The 18038-nt window shown below is 71.3% G+C and carries 13 protein-coding genes and 1 pseudogene; 12 read left to right on the top strand and 2 right to left on the bottom strand.

All coding sequences use genetic code 11. The features are described 5' to 3' along the window. The 4 genes and pseudogenes from ALLO2_RS26485 to ALLO2_RS15950 all read left to right on the top strand — a co-directional run. Positions 1–285 (top strand): annotated as a pseudogene (locus ALLO2_RS26485) (thiolase domain-containing protein); the annotation flags it as partial. Continuing rightward, the gene (locus ALLO2_RS15960) at positions 282–1841 is read left to right on the top strand and encodes a class I adenylate-forming enzyme family protein (protein WP_035733004.1); all 1560 of its coding nucleotides are present in this window, start codon (positions 282–284) and stop codon (positions 1839–1841) included. The pseudogene ALLO2_RS26485 and the gene ALLO2_RS15960, both read left to right, overlap by 4 nt. 120 nt (positions 1842–1961) lie before the next feature. Further along, entirely contained in the window at positions 1962–4706 is a 2745-nt protein-coding gene (locus ALLO2_RS15955) for a LuxR C-terminal-related transcriptional regulator (RefSeq protein ID WP_011436660.1), read from the top strand. Between the two features lie 62 nt (positions 4707–4768). After that, positions 4769–5920: an acyl-CoA dehydrogenase family protein gene (locus ALLO2_RS15950; protein WP_035733003.1), complete on the top strand. Its 1152-nt coding sequence runs from the start codon at positions 4769–4771 to the stop codon at positions 5918–5920. Between the two features lie 45 nt (positions 5921–5965). Here the strand turns inward: ALLO2_RS15950 and ALLO2_RS15945 are convergent, their stop codons facing one another. Then, positions 5966–6634, bottom strand: a complete 669-nt coding sequence (locus ALLO2_RS15945; protein WP_011436662.1) for a TetR/AcrR family transcriptional regulator — start codon at positions 6632–6634, stop codon at positions 5966–5968. Positions 6635–6692: 58 nt separating this feature from the next. Continuing rightward, positions 6693–7859, bottom strand: coding sequence for an acyltransferase family protein (locus ALLO2_RS15940; RefSeq protein ID WP_198031020.1), 1167 nt, complete (start codon positions 7857–7859; stop codon positions 6693–6695). A 590-nt stretch (positions 7860–8449) separates the two neighbouring features. Here ALLO2_RS15940 and ALLO2_RS15935 point away from each other — a divergent pair. The 8 genes from ALLO2_RS15935 to ALLO2_RS15900 all read left to right on the top strand — a co-directional run bounded on the left by ALLO2_RS15935 (position 8450) and on the right by ALLO2_RS15900 (position 18019). Further along, positions 8450–9412: a LysR family transcriptional regulator gene (locus tag ALLO2_RS15935; RefSeq protein WP_011436664.1), complete on the top strand. Its 963-nt coding sequence runs from the start codon at positions 8450–8452 to the stop codon at positions 9410–9412. Positions 9413–9688: 276 nt separating this feature from the next. Beyond that, positions 9689–10510 (top strand): MBL fold metallo-hydrolase, encoded by an 822-nt coding sequence (locus ALLO2_RS15930; protein WP_011436665.1) that lies wholly within the window; start codon positions 9689–9691, stop codon positions 10508–10510. 118 nt (positions 10511–10628) lie between these two features. Continuing rightward, positions 10629–12038, top strand: coding sequence for an ABC transporter substrate-binding protein (locus tag ALLO2_RS15925; protein ID WP_023841317.1), 1410 nt, complete (start codon positions 10629–10631; stop codon positions 12036–12038). After that, the gene (locus ALLO2_RS15920; RefSeq protein ID WP_023841318.1) at positions 12038–13054 is read left to right on the top strand and encodes a carbohydrate ABC transporter permease; all 1017 of its coding nucleotides are present in this window, start codon (positions 12038–12040) and stop codon (positions 13052–13054) included. Before ALLO2_RS15925 ends, ALLO2_RS15920 begins: the two co-directional genes overlap by 1 nt. After that, entirely contained in the window at positions 13041–13868 is an 828-nt protein-coding gene (locus tag ALLO2_RS15915; protein ID WP_011436668.1) for a carbohydrate ABC transporter permease, read from the top strand. The genes ALLO2_RS15920 and ALLO2_RS15915 overlap by 14 nt, the downstream gene beginning before the upstream one ends. A gap of 7 nt (positions 13869–13875) precedes the next feature. After that, on the top strand, positions 13876–15198 hold the full coding sequence (locus ALLO2_RS15910; protein ID WP_035733002.1) for an ABC transporter ATP-binding protein: 1323 nt from the start codon (positions 13876–13878) through the stop codon (positions 15196–15198). Next, positions 15195–15926 (top strand): HAD-IA family hydrolase, encoded by a 732-nt coding sequence (locus tag ALLO2_RS15905; RefSeq protein WP_023841320.1) that lies wholly within the window; start codon positions 15195–15197, stop codon positions 15924–15926. Before ALLO2_RS15910 ends, ALLO2_RS15905 begins: the two co-directional genes overlap by 4 nt. A gap of 338 nt (positions 15927–16264) precedes the next feature. Beyond that, positions 16265–18019 carry an AAA family ATPase gene (locus ALLO2_RS15900; protein WP_035733001.1) on the top strand — a complete coding sequence of 585 codons (1755 nt, stop codon included), beginning with the start codon at positions 16265–16267 and terminating at the stop codon, positions 18017–18019. Positions 18020–18038 lie beyond the last annotated feature (19 nt).

Below are 18038 nucleotides of genomic sequence, written 5' to 3'. Positions count from 1 at the left end.
GAGTACGAGGTCGTCGGGTTGTGCCCGCCGGGCGGCGGGGGGCAGGTCATCGCCGACGGGGTCGTGGACCGGGACGGCACGCTGCCGGTCAACCCCTCCGGGGGGTTGAAGGCCAAGGGTCATCCGGTTGGTGCCACCGGGGTGTCCCAGCATGTGATGGCGGTCCTGCAGCTCACCGGCNCCGCCGGGGCGATGCAGATCCCCGGGGCCACCGTCGCCGGGGTGTTCAACATGGGTGGCCTGGCGGTCGCCAACTATGCGAGTGTCCTGGAGCGTGTGCGATGAGTGATCTCACCGGGAAAAGTGACCTGACCCTGAAGGCGGTGTTCGTCGACGCGTTGGACCGGTTCGGTGCGCGTCCCGCCCTGCACTATCAGGGGCGGACCTACGGGTACGGCGAGATCGTGGCCGCGGCGAACCAGCTCGCGCACCGGCTGCGTGCGGCGGGGGNGGGGCCGGGGGNGTCGGTGGCGTTGATGATGTCCAACCGGCCCGAGTACATCGTCGCGGATCAGGCGATCCTGCGGTGTGGCGCGGTCAAGGTGGCGCTCAACGACATGCTGTCGGCCAGCGAGATCGACTACATTCTGCGGGACAGCGAGGCCCGGGTCGTCCTCGCCGATGCGGGGATGCTCCCGGCTGCGCTGCACTCCGCGCCGCCCCTGTTGGAGACGGTCATCGCCGTCGCCGACCCGGACGACTGCCCGGGCGGGGTGGTGGCGTGGCACGACGCGCTGGCCGGGCAGCCGACCACCGTGCCGGAGGTCGACCCGACACCCACCGACCCGGGGTTGATCGTCTATACCGGGGGTACGACCGGTCTGCCCAAAGGGGTGATGCACACCCAGCGGAATCTCGCGCTCAATCTGTTCTCGCACGTGATGGAGATGGGGCTGCTCGACGACGAGGTGCTGCTGTTGATGTCGCCGCTGCCGCACAGCGCGGGTTTCCTGCTGCAGGCCGGGATGCTCAAGGGGGCCCGGCACTTCCTGGAGACCAGGTTCGACCCGGAGCTGGTGCTTGAGCGGATCACCGCCGACCGGGTGACCTTCACGTTCATGGTGCCTACCATGATCTACCGGGTGCTTGACCGGGCGGCGGGCCGCGCGTTGGACCTCAGCTCGCTGCGGACCATCCTGTACGGTGCCGCGCCGATCACCCGGGAGCGGCTGGAGCAGGGCCTGGAGGTGCTCGGCCCGGTGTTCATGCAGCTGTACGGGCAGTCGGAGGCGCCGAACTTCATCACCCGTCTTCGCCGTGAGGATCATCGTCTTGATCCTGACGGGGAGCATCGGCTGGCCAGCTGTGGTCAGCCGGTCGTCATGGCCACGGTCAGGGTGGTCGACGAGGCTGGCCGGGAGCTGCCCCGCGGTCAGGTCGGGGAGATCGTCGCCGCCACGCCGTACACGATGGTGGGGTATCGGGGCCGGCCCGAGCAGACCGCCAAGGCGCTGCGGGACGGGTGGTTGCATACTGGGGATATCGGGCGGATGGATGCCGAGGGGTACGTCTATCTGCTGGACCGCAAGAACGATATGATCATCACCGGTGGGATGAACGTGTACAGCACGGAGGTGGAGAACGCGGCGGCGGCCTGTCCTGGGGTTGGGCAGGTCGCGGTCGTCGGGGTGCCGCATCCGGACTGGGGTGAGGCGGTCGTGGCGTTCGTCGTGCCCGATGATACCGGTGCGTTCGACGAGGCCAAGCTGCTGGCGCACTGTCGGGTCGAGCTTGCCCGGTACAAGCAGCCCAAGGCCGTGCGGGTCGTCGAGGCCCTGCCGACCACCGTGTACGGCAAGCTGGACAAGAAGGCGCTGCGGGCCGGCTGGCCCGGTTGGTGACGCCCAAAGTGTTGCGGCCTGGGCGGCCAGTGCGAAAATCAGCCCGAGGGTGTGTGAGTATCGTCACGAACGCGTGGCAGGGGAGCCGGGCGGGGAGCCCTCGGAAGCGAGGCGAGCTGGATGGACACCAAGGCACGTCCCACGCTGGCCGTGTCCACGAAGTTTCAGGCACCCACCTATGACACCCAGCTGGTCGGCCGGGACCGGCTTCTCGACGTGTTGCGAGATGGCCGGGCCCGGCGGCTGGCTTTGATCCACGCGCCGGCCGGGTTCGGGAAGACCACGCTGGCGGTGCAGTGGCAGCGGGTGCTGCGCGCCGAGGGGGTGCCGGTGGCGTGGCTGAGCCTCGACCGGGACGACAACGACGCGGTGTGGTTCCTCAGCCATCTCATCGAAGCGGTGCGCCGGGTCGAACCGACCCTGGGCGGTGACCTGGTCGAGGTGCTGGAGGGGCATTCCGACGACGCGCAGCGGTATGTGCTCACCGAGCTGGTCAACCAGCTTGCCGAGCATCGGCGGCCATTGGCGATCGTGCTCGACGACTGGCATCTCATCGACGCCCCGCAGGCTGTTGCCGCGTTGGAGTTCCTGCTGGAAGCGGGTCCGGCCAACCTGCATCTGATCGTCACCAGCCGGACCCGGTCGCCGGCCGTGGGCCGGTTGAAGGTGCGTAACCAGGTGACGGAGATCGACGCCACGCAGCTGCGGTTCGACCATCGGGAATCCGCGGCCTTCCTGCTTGAGCTCAACGAGTTGGATCTCGACAGCACGGACGTGCATCGGCTGTGGTCGAGTACCGATGGCTGGGTCGCCGCGTTGCAGCTGGCGACCCTGTCGCTGCGTGACAGCGCCGACCCGTCGGCGTTGATCCGCGGTTTCTCCGGGCGGCATCACTCCCTGGGTGACTATCTCGCCGAGAACGTGTTCGATGCGCTGCCCGCGGATCTGCTCGACTTCCTGCTCACGACTTCCGTCTGTGATCGGCTCTGCGGTGATCTGGCGGCGGCGGTGAGTGGGCAGCGGCGGGGGCAGGCGCTGTTGGAGGAGCTGGAACGGCGGGACTTGTTCCTGCGGCCGCTCGACGACAATCGGGAGTGGTTTCGCTACCACCATCTGTTCGTGGGTTACCTGCGCCGCCGCCTGGAGCGTGATCATGCGGATCGGGTGGTGACCCTGCACCGGACCGCGTCGGCCTGGTTCGCTGATCACGGTCTGCTCGGTGAGGCGGTCACCCATGCCCTGGCCGCCGGTAACGACGCCGGGGCGGTGGACCTGGTGGAGCGGCAGGCCATGCACCTGGTGGAGCACAGCCGGATGGCCGTCCTGCTCAGCCTGGTCAACAAGTTGCCGTCGGCGCTGCTGCCCGGCCGGTCGCGGCTGCAGATCGCGATCGCCTGGGCCAACTGTCTGCTGCAACGGGCGCAGCCCGCGCAGGTCGCGCTCGACCACGTGCGTGCCGCCCTGACACCCGACGACACCAGCGACACCGGTAAGGACATCCTCGGCGAGGCCGATGTCGTCCAGGCCTGCATCGACGTCTATGGTGACCGGATCTACCGCGCCGCTGACCTGATCGCCCCCTACATTGCGAAGAACTCCGGCTACCGGCCGTGGCTGGTCGCAGTGTCGTCCAACATCCGGACCTTCGTCGACATCCACACCTTCGCCTACGACACCGCGCAGGCGCGGCAGCGGTGGGCCAATGCCTTCCACGACACCACCCGCGGGCCTTTCGCCGGCGTGTACGGGCGCTGCTTCGCCGGACTCGCGGCGTTCGCCCAGCTTGACCTGGTGACCGCCGAACGCCTGTACCGGGAAGCCGTGGCCCTCGCCCGCGAAGCCGCCGGGCCGCGCTCGCACGCCGCCCGGCTGGCCGGCGCGCTGCTGGGCCGGCTGTACTACGAGCGGGGCGACATCGACGCCGCCGAGCGGCTGCTGGAGGAGTGCCACGAGCTCGGTGCCGAAAGCGGCGTCGCCGATCTCATGATCGCCACCTACTCCACGCTGGCCCGCATCAAGACCCTGCGCGGTGAGATCGAGGACGTCTGGCACCTGCTCGACGAGGGCAGCGAGGCGGCGAGCCAGCTCGTCCTGCCTCGGTTGTCGGCCGCCGTCGATCACGAACGCCTGCGGCTGCACCTGGCCCGTGGGGACCTCGGGCGCGCCCAGAACGTGCTCGCCCGCCAAAGCGACGACGTCGCCCGCGGCGGCGACGGCATCGCCATGGCCACCCGCCACTACCAGCTCGCGATGCGCGCGCGGGTCATGGCCGCCCAGGCCGACTACGACGGTGCCCTGCGGCTGCTGTCCCAGATGCACCAGGAGAGCAGCTCCGTGGCCTGGCGGTACGCCGAAACGGCCACGCGTATCGACCTCGCGGTGGTGCACTCGCTGACCGGCGACACCGACACCGCGCTGCGCACCCTCGTGCCCGCCGTCGTCGCCGGGGCCCGCTGCGGTCTGGTGCGCACCGTTACCGACGCCGGCCCGGAACTCCTGAAGATCATTGGCGAGCTGCGGGACGCGAGCCGGTGCCGCCGGTGGCCGGTGGAGTTGCCCACCGTGCCCTCCGACTACCTGTCCAAGCTGCTCGCCACGGCCCACGCGGACGCGGAACGGGCGGCGATCCCCATCATCGATCGCCCGGCCGAGCGGAACCCCGCTCCCGAAGAGCCGCTCAACGCCCGCGAGATCGACATCCTCCGTCTGCTGGACCGCGGACTGTCGAACAAGGAAATCGCGCGTAACCTCGGTCTGACCATCAACACCGTCAAGTGGTATCTCAAGAGCATCTACACCAAGCTCGGGGTCGCTCGGCGCGGGGAATCGGTCTCGGAGGCCCGCCGGCGCCGGATCCTGGCCTGAATGCCCTGGTGGCCCTGAACGCCCTGGTAGCGGGTGCCGCTTCCACGACGGGGAGGACAGCGATGCCTGACACCCGGCTCAGCGAGGAGCAGGAAGCCCTGCGCAAGGCCGTGGAGGCGTTCGCCCGCGAGGTGGTCGCCCCCGGGGCGGCGCGGCACGACGAGGAGAAGACGTTCCCGTACGAGGTCGTCGCGCAGATGGCCGACATGGGCCTGTTCGGTCTGCCGTTCCCGGCGGAGTACGGCGGGCAGGGCGCCGACTTCTTCGCCCTCTGCCTGGCCATCGAGGAGCTGGCCCGGGNCGACTCAGCGGTGGCGATCACGCTGGAGGCCGGGGTTGGCCTCGGCGCGATGCCGATCTACCGGTTCGGCACGCCGGCGCAGCGGGAGGAGTGGCTGCCGTCGCTCGCCAGCGGGCGGGCGTTGGCCGCGTTCGGGCTGACCGAACCAGACGCGGGCAGCGACGCTGGCGGCACCCGCACCACCGCCCGGCTCGACGGCGGCGACTGGATTATCAACGGCTCGAAGGCCTTCATCACCAACTCGGGTACCGACATCACCCGGCTCGTCACCGTCACCGCTGTCACGGGGCGGACCCCGGCCGGACACAAGGAGATCTCGTCCGTCCTGGTGCCGGTGCCCNCCCCCGGCTTCACCGCCGGTCCGGCCTATTCGAAGGTCGGCTGGCATGCCTCCGACACCCATCCGCTGACCTTCGACGACGTGCGGGTGCCCGCGGAGAATCTGCTCGGTGCGCGCGGCCGCGGCTTTGCGAACTTCCTGCAGATCCTGGACGAGGGCCGGATCGCGATTTCCGCGCTGGCCGTCGGGCTGGCGCAGGCCTGCGTGGACGAGAGCGTGAAATACGCGAAGCAGCGGGAGGCATTCGGCGCGCCGATCGGCCGCAACCAGGCAATCGCCTTCAAGATTGCCGAGATGGAGGCGCGGACGTACGTGGCCCGTGCCGCCTACTACGACGCGGCCTCCCGGATGCTCGCCGGCCTGCCCGTCAAGAAGGAGGCGGCGATGGCGAAGCTGTTCTCCTCGGAGGCGGCGGTGACGAATGCCCGCGAGGCCACGCAGATCCACGGCGGCTACGGGTTCATGAACGAATACCCGGTCGCCCGGCACTGGCGGGACGCCAAGATCCTGGAGATCGGCGAGGGCACCAGCGAGGTCCAGAAGATGCTGATCGCGCGCGAACTGGGTCTGTAGGTCACGAGGCTCGCGAGAACACCGCCGGCACCCCGCGAAAGATCATCAGCGGGTGGCGGCCGGCCCGGGTGCCGGGCGCCGCGCTCCCGCGGCGAGCAGGGCGGCCAGGCCGAGCCGGTGCAGCAGGTCCGCCAGCTGCGGCCGACTCATCGTCACCGCGCTGTAGGGGGTGGAGTTCAGCAGGCCGAAGGTGGCGTGGACGGCGGCGCGGGCGGTGCCCTCGGCGAGTTCGGGGCTGCGGGCGCGCAGCTGGGCGACCCAGAGCTCGACGTAGCCGCGTTGCAGCCGGCGCACGGTGCGCGCGTCGGCCGGGTTCATACTGGTCAGGTCGCGATCATGGATACGGATCAGTTCGGGTGAGTCGAGAGCGAAGGAGACGTGCCAGCGCACGAGCGCGTCCAGCGTGCCGTCCGGACTGGGCGTGCCGTCCGGACTGGGCGTGCCGTCCGGACTGGGCGCCGCGGCCGCGCGACGGGTGCCCTCGGCGAGCAGGCGTTCACTGATGCCGATCAGCAGTTCGCCGAGGATCGCCTGCTTACTCGGGAAATGCTTGTACAACGCCGGCCCGGAGACGCCCGCGGCCCGGCCAATGTCGTTGATGCTCACCCCGTGGTACCCGCGCTCGGCCATCAACCGGGCCGCGGCGGCGAGGATACGCTCCCGGCGCGATCCTGCTGGCGGCGGTTTTTCGAGGCTGAAGGACACGGTCGGCACATTACCGCCTTCCGGGACAGCCGGTGCCCGCCTGGTTAATACTGGCTAACCCAGGTTTTCAGTCGTCCGGCCCGGTGCGCGCCGGTCCACGCGGGGCCGCGGCCCCGCGCTCCACCGGCGCGAACAGGACGATCAACGGCGCCAGGAAGAGCGCGGGCAGGATCACCCACAGCGGTCGCCCGGCCCACCAGGTCGCGGTCGGTTCGTCGGGCATCGGCAGCCCGACCGCCCGCATCGTGACCATCGCGAGCAGCAGGGCCGTCATGTGCCACAGGAACACGGTCATGATCACGGCGTTGCCCGTGACGACCGCCGTCCACGGCCGGCGCCGGGCCAGCATCCGGTTCAGGGCGGGTGCGGCGAGCAGGATCAGACCGAGCTGGAAGACGGCGAGCACGGCGATCGCAGCGGTCGTCGGGAACATGTTGCCGCGTCTGGCTCCCTCGGTGGCGACCATCGATCGCGGATACTCGTCGAGCGTCGTCACCAGGGCCAGCCCCGCCAGCCCGCAGAGCGCCGTCAGCAGCGCCCGCCGCGGCCCGCGCAGGACGCCGTCCCGCCAGAAATACCCGAGCTGGTGGGCGAAAACCCAGACGAGACCGGTGTTGACATAGCCGAACACCGTGCTGCCGGTGCCGAACCGCGCCAGGTCGACGAGCGCCACGACCGCGCCCAACAGCAGGATGANCCGGCGGCCNAACCGCCGATGGACCGCCGCGGTCACCGGCACGACCAGGATGACCCCCAGGTACGCCGCGAGAAACCACAGCGGCACCAGCACGGCCCGTCCATAGCGCAGCAGACCCGGGTAGTCGGGGAGCGCGAGCAGCAGGACGGCGTCGACCGCCGCCCAGACGACGGCGAACACCGCCATCGGGGGCAACAGGCGGCGCAGCCGCCCCCGCAGGAAGCGCCGTGCCCGCGGGCCCCAGGGACGCGCGGGATCATCGCGCGGGGACCCCGTGGCGCGACCGGCCGCGTCCCAGGCCGCCAGGTGGGCGAAGCCACCGATGACGAAGAACACCGGCATCACCTGGAGCAGCCAGGTCGCGAGCCAGGCGAACGGTATCCGCGCGATCGGATTGGGCATCACGAGGACGCCCCCGCGAAAGTGGTCGATGGACAGGGCCCAGTGCCACAGCACCACGACACAGACGCTCGCCAGGCGCAGGAAGTCGACGTCGCGCGCCCGGGACGGCGGGGTGGAGTCGACGAGCCGGCCCACGGACCGCTCCACGGACCGGCCCATGGAGCGGCCCATGGAGCGCAGCCCGCCCCACGGTGACCACACACCGCCAGGCTGCCAGACGCGGCGCCCCGGCGATTGCCGGGACGGACCCGGCACCTGAAACTGCCGTGAAACCGCGATGAACCCGGCGGGCCGCACGCTCATCCCATGGCAGCAGACCTTCTCGGGCAGCCGGACCAGCGGTCTAGGAGGTCGCCCGCGGGGGTGCCGGCGTCCCCGTCCCCGGCGGTGACGCGGTCCGCGGCGGACGGGGGAGAGTCCGCCGCGGGCGGTTCGATTCCGAGCCAGCCGTCTGGTGCCCGGCCGGTCCTCCCTCACCCCGAGCAAGATAATCAACGGTGTTGACGCCCACTCGGCTATCATGATCAACAAAAGATCGGTGGGTCCGGCGGGCCCGGTGGGCCGGTAACCCATGGCCCCAGCCCGCTGGAGATGATCCGCGGCCATCATCCATGATCGGCTGGGCGGCCAATCAACACGGGAATTTCACCGTCCGTTTTTTTTATATTTCGCCGCCGGTATTCCGGAACGATATTTTTCTGCGGGGAGGTGCCGTGGAGACCCGCATGGAGTTCCGCTATCTCGTCTCGTTCCTCGCAATCGCCGAGGAACTGCACTTCGGGCGGGCGGCGGCCCGGCTGCACCTGGCCCAGCCGTCGCTGAGTCAGCAGCTCCAGCGCCTCGAACGGGAGGTCGGTGTCGAACTGGTCAGCCGGACCTCCCACGAGGTGCGGCTCACCGCGGCCGGCCGCGCGTTCGAGGTCGAGGCCCGGCGGGTCCTCGACACCGCGCGCCGGGCCGTGTCGGCGGCCCGGGAGGCGGCCTCGGGCCGCGTGGGCGTGCTGACCATCGGCTTCAACTTCCCCGCCGGGCAGCGGGTGCTCCAGCCGACCCTCGTCCGGTTGGGCGCCGACTACCCTGGCATCTCCACGGTTCTCTGGGAGGCCCGCAGCGGACCGACGCTCGCCGCCCTGCACGACCGCAAGGTGGACGTGGCGCTCGTGTTCGGCGGGGCGCCGGCCGTCGGGCTGCAGTCGCGACGGATTCTCACCCTGCCGCTGGTCGCCATCGTCGGCCACCACCATCCGTGGGCCGACCGCCAGCAGGCGTCGTTCCGGGAGCTCGCGCGTCAACGGTGTGTGTTGTTCCGGCGGGAACAGAGCCCCGCCATGCACGACGCGATCCTCGCCGCGGCCGGCCGGGCGGGCATCAGCCTGACGGTCGCCGACGAGGTCGACGACTCGGGTGCCACGGGGATCATCGTCACGACGAAGTCGGTCGTGGGATTCGCCTCGTCCGTCCGCAGTGGTTTCGTGCCCGGCAAGGGCCTGGCGGCCGTGCGGCTCGTCGAGCCGGTGCCCACCGTCGGGGTGCAGGTGGTCTGGCACCCCGACCCGCCGCCCGTCGTCGAGGCGTTCCTGCGCAGCTTGGACAACGCGGGTCCCTTCGGGGAGGACGCCGTCCCCGCGCCTGCCGCGCCGCAGGTGCCGGTCCTCGCCCACGACGGGCAGCCGGCTTCCGGTGGTTGAGCCCGCACCCCCCGGCACCTTCGGGCCCCCGCCGCCGGACCGACCCGATGTTCTTCGTCACGGGCCGTTCGGCGACGGCGGCGCGTGTAGATGACGATTGGCTGGGGCAATCGTCCGTTCGAAAGTTCCGTATTGCCGGCGACGGCGCCACCCAGCAGCATCGCGGATGACAGCGGAAATCCTCGCGCACCCCGGCGCCGAATGTTCCACATGTTCCCAACGGAATGTTCCCAACGGAACACCAAGAGCGGAACATCAAGATGAACGGATGAACGTATGCGGTTGACCGTCCTGGGCTGCCGGTCGGGAATGCCGACCGGCGGTCAGTGCAGCTCCAGCTACCTCGTCTGCACCGCGGAGACGAAGATGCTGCTGGACTGCGGCCCCGGCGCCGCGACGGCGCTGAGCGCGCTGGGGCATCCCGCGGTGCTCGACGGTATTGTGATCAGTCATCTGCATTCCGATCACTGCTATGATCTCCTGCCGGTGGGGAAGGCATTGCTGGCCAGCCGGACCCGGTATCCCATGCGATTCCCGACGCTGCCGGCACGCGACATTCCGACGCGCAGCGAACCGATTCCGCTTTACCTTCCACGGGGCGGCCTGGACACCTTCCGGACATTGGCCGGACTATTTCCGGTCGCGACGATCCCGTTGCTGGACAAGGCGTTCGAGGTCGCCTTCGACGTCCGCGAGTACGACCCGGGGGAGACCTTCAAGATCGGCGACTGCCTGGTCAGCCTGCACGGGCTGCGCCACGCGGTACCGAACTGCGGGATCCGCATCGAGACGGCGGACGCCAGCCTCGCCTACACCGGCGACACCGGAGTGACCGACGCCCTCGTCGACCTCGCCCGCGGCGTCGATCTCTTTCTCGCCGAGGCCACCCTCGAGCTGACCGACGACAGCGACCACGGCCACCTCAGCGCCCTCGACGCGGCCGAGGCGGCCCGGCTCGCCGGGGTGGGTCAGCTCGTGCTCACCCACTTCGTCACCGACGACCCCGAGTGGCTGGCCGCGCGGCGCGCCGAGGCCGAGCGGGTGTTCGACGGGCCGGTGCACCTGGCCGCCCCGGCCCGCAAGTTCGACGTCGCATGACCTCCGCCGACGTCCTGCCCCCCTTGGGGGGCACCCTGTTCCCGGGCTGCGACCTGTTCCCGGGACGCGATCACCCCTCGGGTGACGCAATCGCTCCGACGCGTGAAAGGCGACTGGTGTGACAGCCGTTTCCCGGCACGACGATGCTGCTGGACATGAACGGGACGCAGGACAAGAACGGGACGCAGGACAGGAACGCCCGGGCCGCCGTCCGCGGCGGCACCGGGCCCGGCTGGTCGTCACGGCGTTGTCCGCCGCGGTCGGCCTGCTCGCCGTGGCGGCCTGCGGCTCGGACGGCGACACCGCCTCCGGTACCCCGGCCGCGACACCGCAAGGTGACACCCCGGCGACCATCACCTTCCTGTCCTACAACTACGGCACCCCGGGTCTCGGTGGTACGGGAACCCAGGCACTGCTCGACGCCTTCGCCAAGGCGCACCCGAAGATCACGGTCAAGCCGCAGGGCGTCGCGGTGAAGGACGTCCTCACCCGGCTGCGTACCGACACCGCCGCCGGTGATCCGCCCGACGTCGCCCAGATCGGCTGGAGCAAGATGGCCGAGGCGGTCGACGCCCTGCCGATCACCCCGGTCCAGAAGGTCGCCGGCAGCGAGTGGGAGTCGGCCACCGCCGGCATCTCGAAGAGCATCCTGTCGGCCGTCTCCACCAACGGCGTCGTCGCGGCGATGCCGTTCACGATGTCGATCCCGGTCATGTACTACAACGCCGACCTGTTCCGCGCCGCCGGCCTGGACCCGCAACACCCGCCGACGACCCTCGCCGACGTCAAGGCCGCCGCTTTGAAGATCAAGGCGACCGGTAAGCAGGGCGTCTACATCAGCGTCGTCGACAGCGGGAAGTCGGACTACCTGACCCAGTCGGTCGTCAACTCCAACGGCGGCTCGCTGGTGGACAAGAACGGCGGCGTCACCCTCGACAAGCAGCCGGCCGTCGAGGCGCTGGCCACGATCGCCGACCTGACCGCCTCGGGTGCCCAGCCCGGGGTCAAGGCCGAAGCGGCCCTGGCCGCGTTCACCAAGGGTGACCTCGGCATGTTCGTCACCAGCACGGCGCTGCTCGCCAGCGCCCAGAAGGCGGCGGCGGGCAAGTTCGAGCTGCGCACCGCGGGTCTGCCGTCCTTCGGCACCAAACCCGCCCGCCCGACCTACTCCGGCGCCGGGCTCGCGGTGCTGGCCAAGGACCCGGCCAAGCAGCGCGCCGCCTGGGAGTTCATCAAGTTCCTCACCTCCGACGAGGGCTTCGAGATCATCACCTCGAAGATCGGTTACCTGCCGCTGCGGCAGAGCGTGGCGACGAAGCTCGCCGGCACCCCGATCGTGAAGCTGCTGGAACCGGCCCTCGACCAGCTCGACACCGTCACCCCCTACACCTCGTTCCGCGGGGCGAAGGCCAACCAGGCCGTCGTCGTGCTGCAGGACGAGGCCGTCGAACCGATCGTCCTGCGCGGGGCCGATCCCCAGGCGACCCTGAGCAAGGCCGCCGAGAAGATCCGCGCACTCTCCTCCTGATGATCGGCACCCGGCCCCGCGCGGCACGCCCGCGCGGGGTCCTCCCGGCCACGGTGGCACGCCGCGCCGTGCCGTGGCTCTACCAGACGCCGGTGCTGGTGTCGCTGGCGGTCTTCGTCTACGGGCCGCTGCTCTTCGAGGCGTACCTGAGCCTGACGAACTGGGACCTGATCAAACCCGACCGGGACTTCGTGGGGCTTGCCAACTTCCGCGGCCTGTTCGAGGGCGAAGAGTTCCCCCGGGCGCTGAGCCGCACCGGCCTCTACGTCCTGGTGATGTTGCCCTTCGCGACGGTCGTCCCGATGGCGCTGGCGATCATGTTGTGGAAGCGGCCCGGTCGGACCAGCGACATCTACCGGGCCCTGCTGTTCCTGCCGGTGATGCTCGCCCCTGTCGCGAACGCGCTGTCCTGGCGGTTCGTCCTCGACCCGCTCGGCGGGATCGTCAACGTCGTCACCGGCGGGCTGGGCCTGGGCGAGCGGGACTGGCTCGGTGATCCCTCGACCGCCCTCGCCGCCATCTCGCTCGTCACCGCGGCCCGGTTCGTCGCGCTCAACATGCTGCTCTACGGCGCGGCCCTGGCCGCGATCGACCGGCGCTGCCTCGACGCCGCCCGCGTCGACGGCGCCACCGAATGGGAGATCACCCGCCGTCTCGTGGTCCCCCAACTGCGTGGCACCACGATCCTGCTGTCGTTCCTGTGCGCGGTGTTCGCCGGGCAGTGGACGTTCACCAACATCGCCGTGCTCACCCAGGGCGGCCCCGACAACACCACCGACAACGTCTACTACCGCCTGTACACCTACGCGTTCACCTACTTCGACGCCGGGACGGGCGCGGCGGCGGCGCTGACGATCGTGGTGGTCCTGTGCGCCCTGTTCGGCCTGTCGACGCTGGCCCGCCGCGTCGCCGGCACGTTCGGCGCCCCGGGCCGGGACCGGCCGACCACCCGGCTCGCGGCCGCCCTCGCCGCCCCGCTGACCGCGCTGACCAGGAGGCGCCGTGCCGCGCTCTGATGTCCAGGCCACCCGCGCCGCCGGCCGGCACGTGGTACTCGCCGTGGCGGTCGTCGCGATGCTCTTCCCGATGCTGTGGGCGCTGACCACCTCGTTCAAGCCGCCCGCGGACATCTACGGCGCCAACCCGCTGCCCATCCCGGCCAGCCTGAGCAACTACCGCAACGCCATCGACGGGTTCCCCATCGGCCGACTGCTGCTGAACACCTTCGTCATGGCGACGGGCGTGACCATCCTGCACCTCGTCGCCGGGGTACTCGCCGCCTGGTCGTTCGTCCGTTTCTCCCACGCCGGGCAGCGGCTCGTCTCCGCGCTGGTGGTCATCGCCCTCGTCGTCCCGCCGCAGGCCCTGATGATCCCACAGTTCCTGCTGGTCTCCCGGCTGGGCTGGCGCAACACCTTCGCCGGGCTGATCGTGCCGCAGCTGGCCACCTGCTCGCTGGCGGTGCTGCTGCTGCGCGAGCACATCCGCGGCATCCCGCCGACCCTGCTCGGCGCCGCGACCCTCGATGGCGCCAGCCACGCCGAGACGCTGCGCCACATCGTCCTGCCGCTGCTGCGCCCCGCGCTCGCGGCGGTGGCCGTCGTCGTGTTCATCACGACGTGGAACGAGTATCTCTGGCCCACCCTCGTCGCGCCCCACCGGGACACGACGACCATCCAGCCGGGCCTGCAGATGTTCGAGACCCAGGAGGGCCCGGAGTACGGCCCGTTGCTCGCCGGGGCCATGCTTGCCTCGATCCCGGTGACCATCGTCTATCTCTTCGCCTCCCGCCGCATCACCGACGCTTTCCTCCAAGCTGGCCTGAGATGAGCACCGGATGACCGACACCACCGTGACCAGCCGACCGATCCTCGGCGAGGCCCCACCGCCGGAGCTCCCCGCCCCCAGCGGGGGGGTGCACTTCCGTGGGATCATGCGCCGGTACGGCGGCACCGGGCGGCCCGCGCTCGACGTCGCCGACCTGCATCTGCCGCACCGGTCCTTCACGGTGATCGTCGGGCCGTCGGGATGCGGGAAGTCGACCGCGCTGCGGGTCATCACCGGGCTGGAGACCCCCGACGAAGGCCGGTTGACGATCAACGGGGTGGACGTCACGGCGACGCCACCGGGCGCGCGCGGGGTCTCGATGGTCTTCCAGGACTTCGCGCTCTACCCACATCTCACCGTCGAGCAGAACATCGCCTTCAGCCTGCGGCTCGAGGCGAAGCACAACCGCGGCCGCCTCGGACTTCTGCGCCGGGGGGCGGGCGGGGCGGGCCCGAGCCATGGCGAGATCTCCCGCCGGGTCACCGAGGCCTGCGTCCTGCTGGGGCTCGCCGACCTGCGACACCGCCGACCTGGGCAGCTCTCCGGTGGTGAGCGCCAGCGTGTCGGCCTCGCCCGCGCGATCGTGCGCCGCCCGAGTGTGCTCCTGCTCGACGAGCCCCTCTCCGCGCTCGACGCCCAGCTACGCCAGCAGGCCCGGGCCGAACTCGTGCGCCTGCACCGTGAGCTGGGCAACACCGTCGTTCTCGTCACCCACGATCAGCTCGAGGCGCTGTCCATGGGCACCCATCTGGTGGTCATGAACGGCGGACGGGTGGCGCAGGCCGGCACGCCCGAGCAGGTCTACCGCCGGCCGGCCGACGTCTTCGTCGCCGCGTTCGTCGGCAGTCCGGCGATGAACCTGCACCTGGTCGAGGTGACGAACGGCGGTGGGGCGCTCGCGGCACCGGGGCTGTCCGCGCGGCTGGCCGGACCGCTGACGCTGCCCCGGGCCTGGCTCGGCTGGCGGCCGGGGGACGGCGTCATCGAGGCCGGGCCCGATCGGGCCGCGGCAGCGGGCGGCCTGGCCGGTGCGGGCCTGGTCATGGAGGGGCTGGTCGACGTGGTCGAGTTCACCGGGGACGTGGTCGTCGTCCACTGCGTGAGCGGGGCCGCCGCGGCGGGGGAGACCGGCGAGTGGGACGCCGGCCCGGACGAGGTCGGCCCGGCCCGGTGGGCGGNGACCGTCCCGGCCCAGGCCGGCGTCCCGGCCGTCGGCACCCCGCTACGGGTCCGGGTCCCCGCGCGCCGACTGCACCTGTTCGACCCGGTCAGTGGGCAGCGCGTCGACGAGATCGATGACGACGCCGACGACCTCGCCGACGAGCCGACATGACCGAACCGCTGCCCGCGGGACGTCCCGCCCCCGTGGGGGAGACCGCGCCCGTGGGGGAGGCCGCGCCCCGGGCCGCCGGCGTGGTGCCGTGGGCGATCTGGTGCGATTTCGGCGGAGTGCTGACGTCGTCGATCGCTGTGGCGTTCCGCGACCTGGTCGCCGCCGTGGGCGTACCCGCCCACGAGCTGCGCCGGGCGTTCGACCAGGTGGCGGCGACGTGGGGCCTGCGCACGTTGGGCCCCCTCGAACGGGGCGTGGTCAGCCAGCACGACTGGGGGATCCTCGTCACGGACGCCCTCGGGCCAGCCCACCCGCCGCGCATTGACCTGTCCCGGTTCGGGGACCATTGGTATGCCGGTCGTACCCTGGAGTCGGTGATGGTCGACGGGCTGCTGCGCGCCCGCGCCGCCGGCCTGCGGGTGGGACTGCTGACCAACAGCGTGGCCGAGTGGGAGCCGCTGCGCCGCGCGCTGCTGCCCGACTGGTCGGTCTTCGAGTCAATCATCAACTCCCATGAGATCGGGATCGGCAAGCCCGACCCGGCCATCTACGACCTCGCCGAACGCACGTTCGGCCAGCCCGGCCCGGGCTGCGTCCTCATCGACGACGCCGCCGCGAACTGTGAGGCAGCGCGCCGGCGCGGCTGGACGGCGATCCATCACCGCAGCGTCGCGGACACGCTGGCCGAGCTGGCCGCGGTGACCGGGGTTCCCGAGCTGGCCGGCTAGACCGGGCCGGTACCGGGCGGGGGTGCGGTGACCAGGGTTTCCGAGCAGGCCGGCTAGACCGGGCCGGTGACCCGCTGGCGGGTGCGGCCCGGGNCGGGNCGGNCGTCCACCACGAATGGTCCGAAGGGCCCCCGGGTAGGCAACCTCTGGCGGTCGCGAGGATGCTCGCCGGCGGCGACGATGATGTTCGGAGCCATCGGACGTCGGCGTTCATCTGTCCACACCGCCGGCGTCACCCGTCCGACCGTCCGACCGTCCGACCGTCCGACGCGGTGCGACGAGCGTCGACCGCCGTGTCCCGACCCGCCAGACCTGCCACGCGACCCCCTGGAGGGGCCATGACCATCCAGTACGTGCGGGATGCGACGCCCTCCACCGGGGCGGACGACCATCACGCGGCCGGAGGGATGTTGNCCCCGACGANCCCGCCGNCCCCCGCCTCAACCCCGGCCCAGCCCCGGCTGCGCGCCCTGTACCTGTCCGAGCTGGAGACGTTCGAGACCTACGAGACGCACAGCGCCACGCTGCACCTGGCCGCCGATCGCGTGTACAAGCGCAAGAAGCCGGTGAACCTGGGCTTCCTCGACTTCACCGACCGCCGCACCCGGGAGTCGGTCTGCCGGTCGGAGGTCGCGCTCAACCGCCGGCTGGCCCCCGACGTCTACCTGGGTGTCGCCGATCTCCTCGACGACACCGGTGAGGTGATCGACCACCTGGTCGTGATGCGGCGGATGCCGGCGAGCCGGCGGCTGTCCACCCTCGTGCGCCGGCGCAGCCGGGTCGGCCCGGCACTGCGCACGGTCGCCCGGGCGCTGGCGGTGTTCCACCAGCGGTGCGAGACCTCACCGGAGATCGCGGTGGCGGGGCAGCGGGCGACCCTGGAGGGGCTGTGGCGGGAGGGCCTGGAAGGCATCTCCCCCTACCGCGGCACCCTACTGGACGCGGCGGTGGTCGACGAGATCGGCGAACTGGCGCTGCGCTACCTGGCCGGCCGGGAGACCCTGCTCGGCGATCGGGTGCGCGCCGGGTGGATCCGCGACGGGCACGGCGACCTGCTCGCCGACGACATCTACTGCCTCGGCGACGGACCCCGTATCCTCGACTGCATCGAGTTCGACCCGCGGCTGCGCTTCGGTGACGTCCTCGGCGACGTCGCGTTCCTGGCGATGGATCTGGAACGCCTCGGCGCGCCGGAGGAGGCCGCCGAGTTCCTCGACGCCTACCGGGAGTTCAGCGGCGAGGTGCACCCGCGGTCGTTGCAGCATCTCTACGTCGCCTACCGGGCGTTCGTCCGGGCGAAGGTGACCTGTATCCGGGGCGGGCAGGGTGATCCCGACGCGGCCGAGGAGGCCCGCCGGCTGCTGGCCGTCGCCCACCGTCATCTGCGGGCTGGCCGGGTCCAGCTCGTCGTGGTCGGCGGGCTGCCCGGGACGGGCAAGACGACCCTGGCCGGCCGGCTGGCCGGGGTCGGTGACGGCTGGGTGCTGCTGCGCTCCGACGTGATCCGCCAGGAGCTGACCGGGATGCCCCTGCGTGAGGGCGGGCCGGCCGCGGACACCACCGCCGGCGGGTATGCCAGTGCCCTGCGCAACGCCAGCGGCACCGCCACGAGAACCGGGGCCCGCCGCGACGCCGGTACCGGCGCGGCCGCGACCTCCGACCCCGCGACCTCCGACCCCGCGGACGGCGACCCCGCGACCTCCGACCCGCGGTTCGGCACCGGGCGCTACGCCCCCGAGATCACCGACGCGACGTACGCCGAGATGCTGCGCCGCGCCGAGGCGGCTCTCGCCCGCGGGGAACGGGTGGTGCTGGACGCATCCTGGTCGAGCGCGCGTCACCGCCGGGCCGCCGCCGAGCTCGCCGCAAGCGTCTGCGCCGACCTGGTGGAGCTGCACTGCGTGACGGCACCGGAGGTGGCGGCCGCCCGGATCGGGCGCCGCGCCGCCGCGGGCACCGACCCGTCGGAGGCGACGATGGCCATCCACCGGGCGATGGCGGCCCGTGCCGACCCCTGGCCGTCGGCGACGGTGGTACGCACCGCCGTCCCGGTCGCCGAGGCCCTGCAGACGGTCCTCGCCCACCTCGACTGACGTCGCTCGGCGGGTCCGG

Origin of the sequence: Frankia sp. Allo2, assembly GCF_000733325.1 — a bacterium.
In the GTDB taxonomy this organism is placed as follows: Bacteria; Actinomycetota; Actinomycetes; order Frankiales; family Frankiaceae; genus Frankia; species Frankia casuarinae.
Note: the sequence above shows the minus strand (reverse complement) of the source record. Positions and strands in the feature narration are given on the sequence as shown.

Coding starts and splice junctions, on each gene's coding strand:
- ALLO2_RS15920 (WP_023841318.1), top strand. CDS start 12,038: ATGATCGGCACCCGGCCCCGCGCGGCACGCCCGCGCGGGGTCCTCCCG.
- ALLO2_RS15930 (WP_011436665.1), top strand. CDS start 9,689: ATGCGGTTGACCGTCCTGGGCTGCCGGTCGGGAATGCCGACCGGCGGT.
- ALLO2_RS15935 (WP_011436664.1), top strand. CDS start 8,450: ATGGAGTTCCGCTATCTCGTCTCGTTCCTCGCAATCGCCGAGGAACTG.
- ALLO2_RS15955 (WP_011436660.1), top strand. CDS start 1,962: ATGGACACCAAGGCACGTCCCACGCTGGCCGTGTCCACGAAGTTTCAG.
- ALLO2_RS15905 (WP_023841320.1), top strand. CDS start 15,195: ATGACCGAACCGCTGCCCGCGGGACGTCCCGCCCCCGTGGGGGAGACC.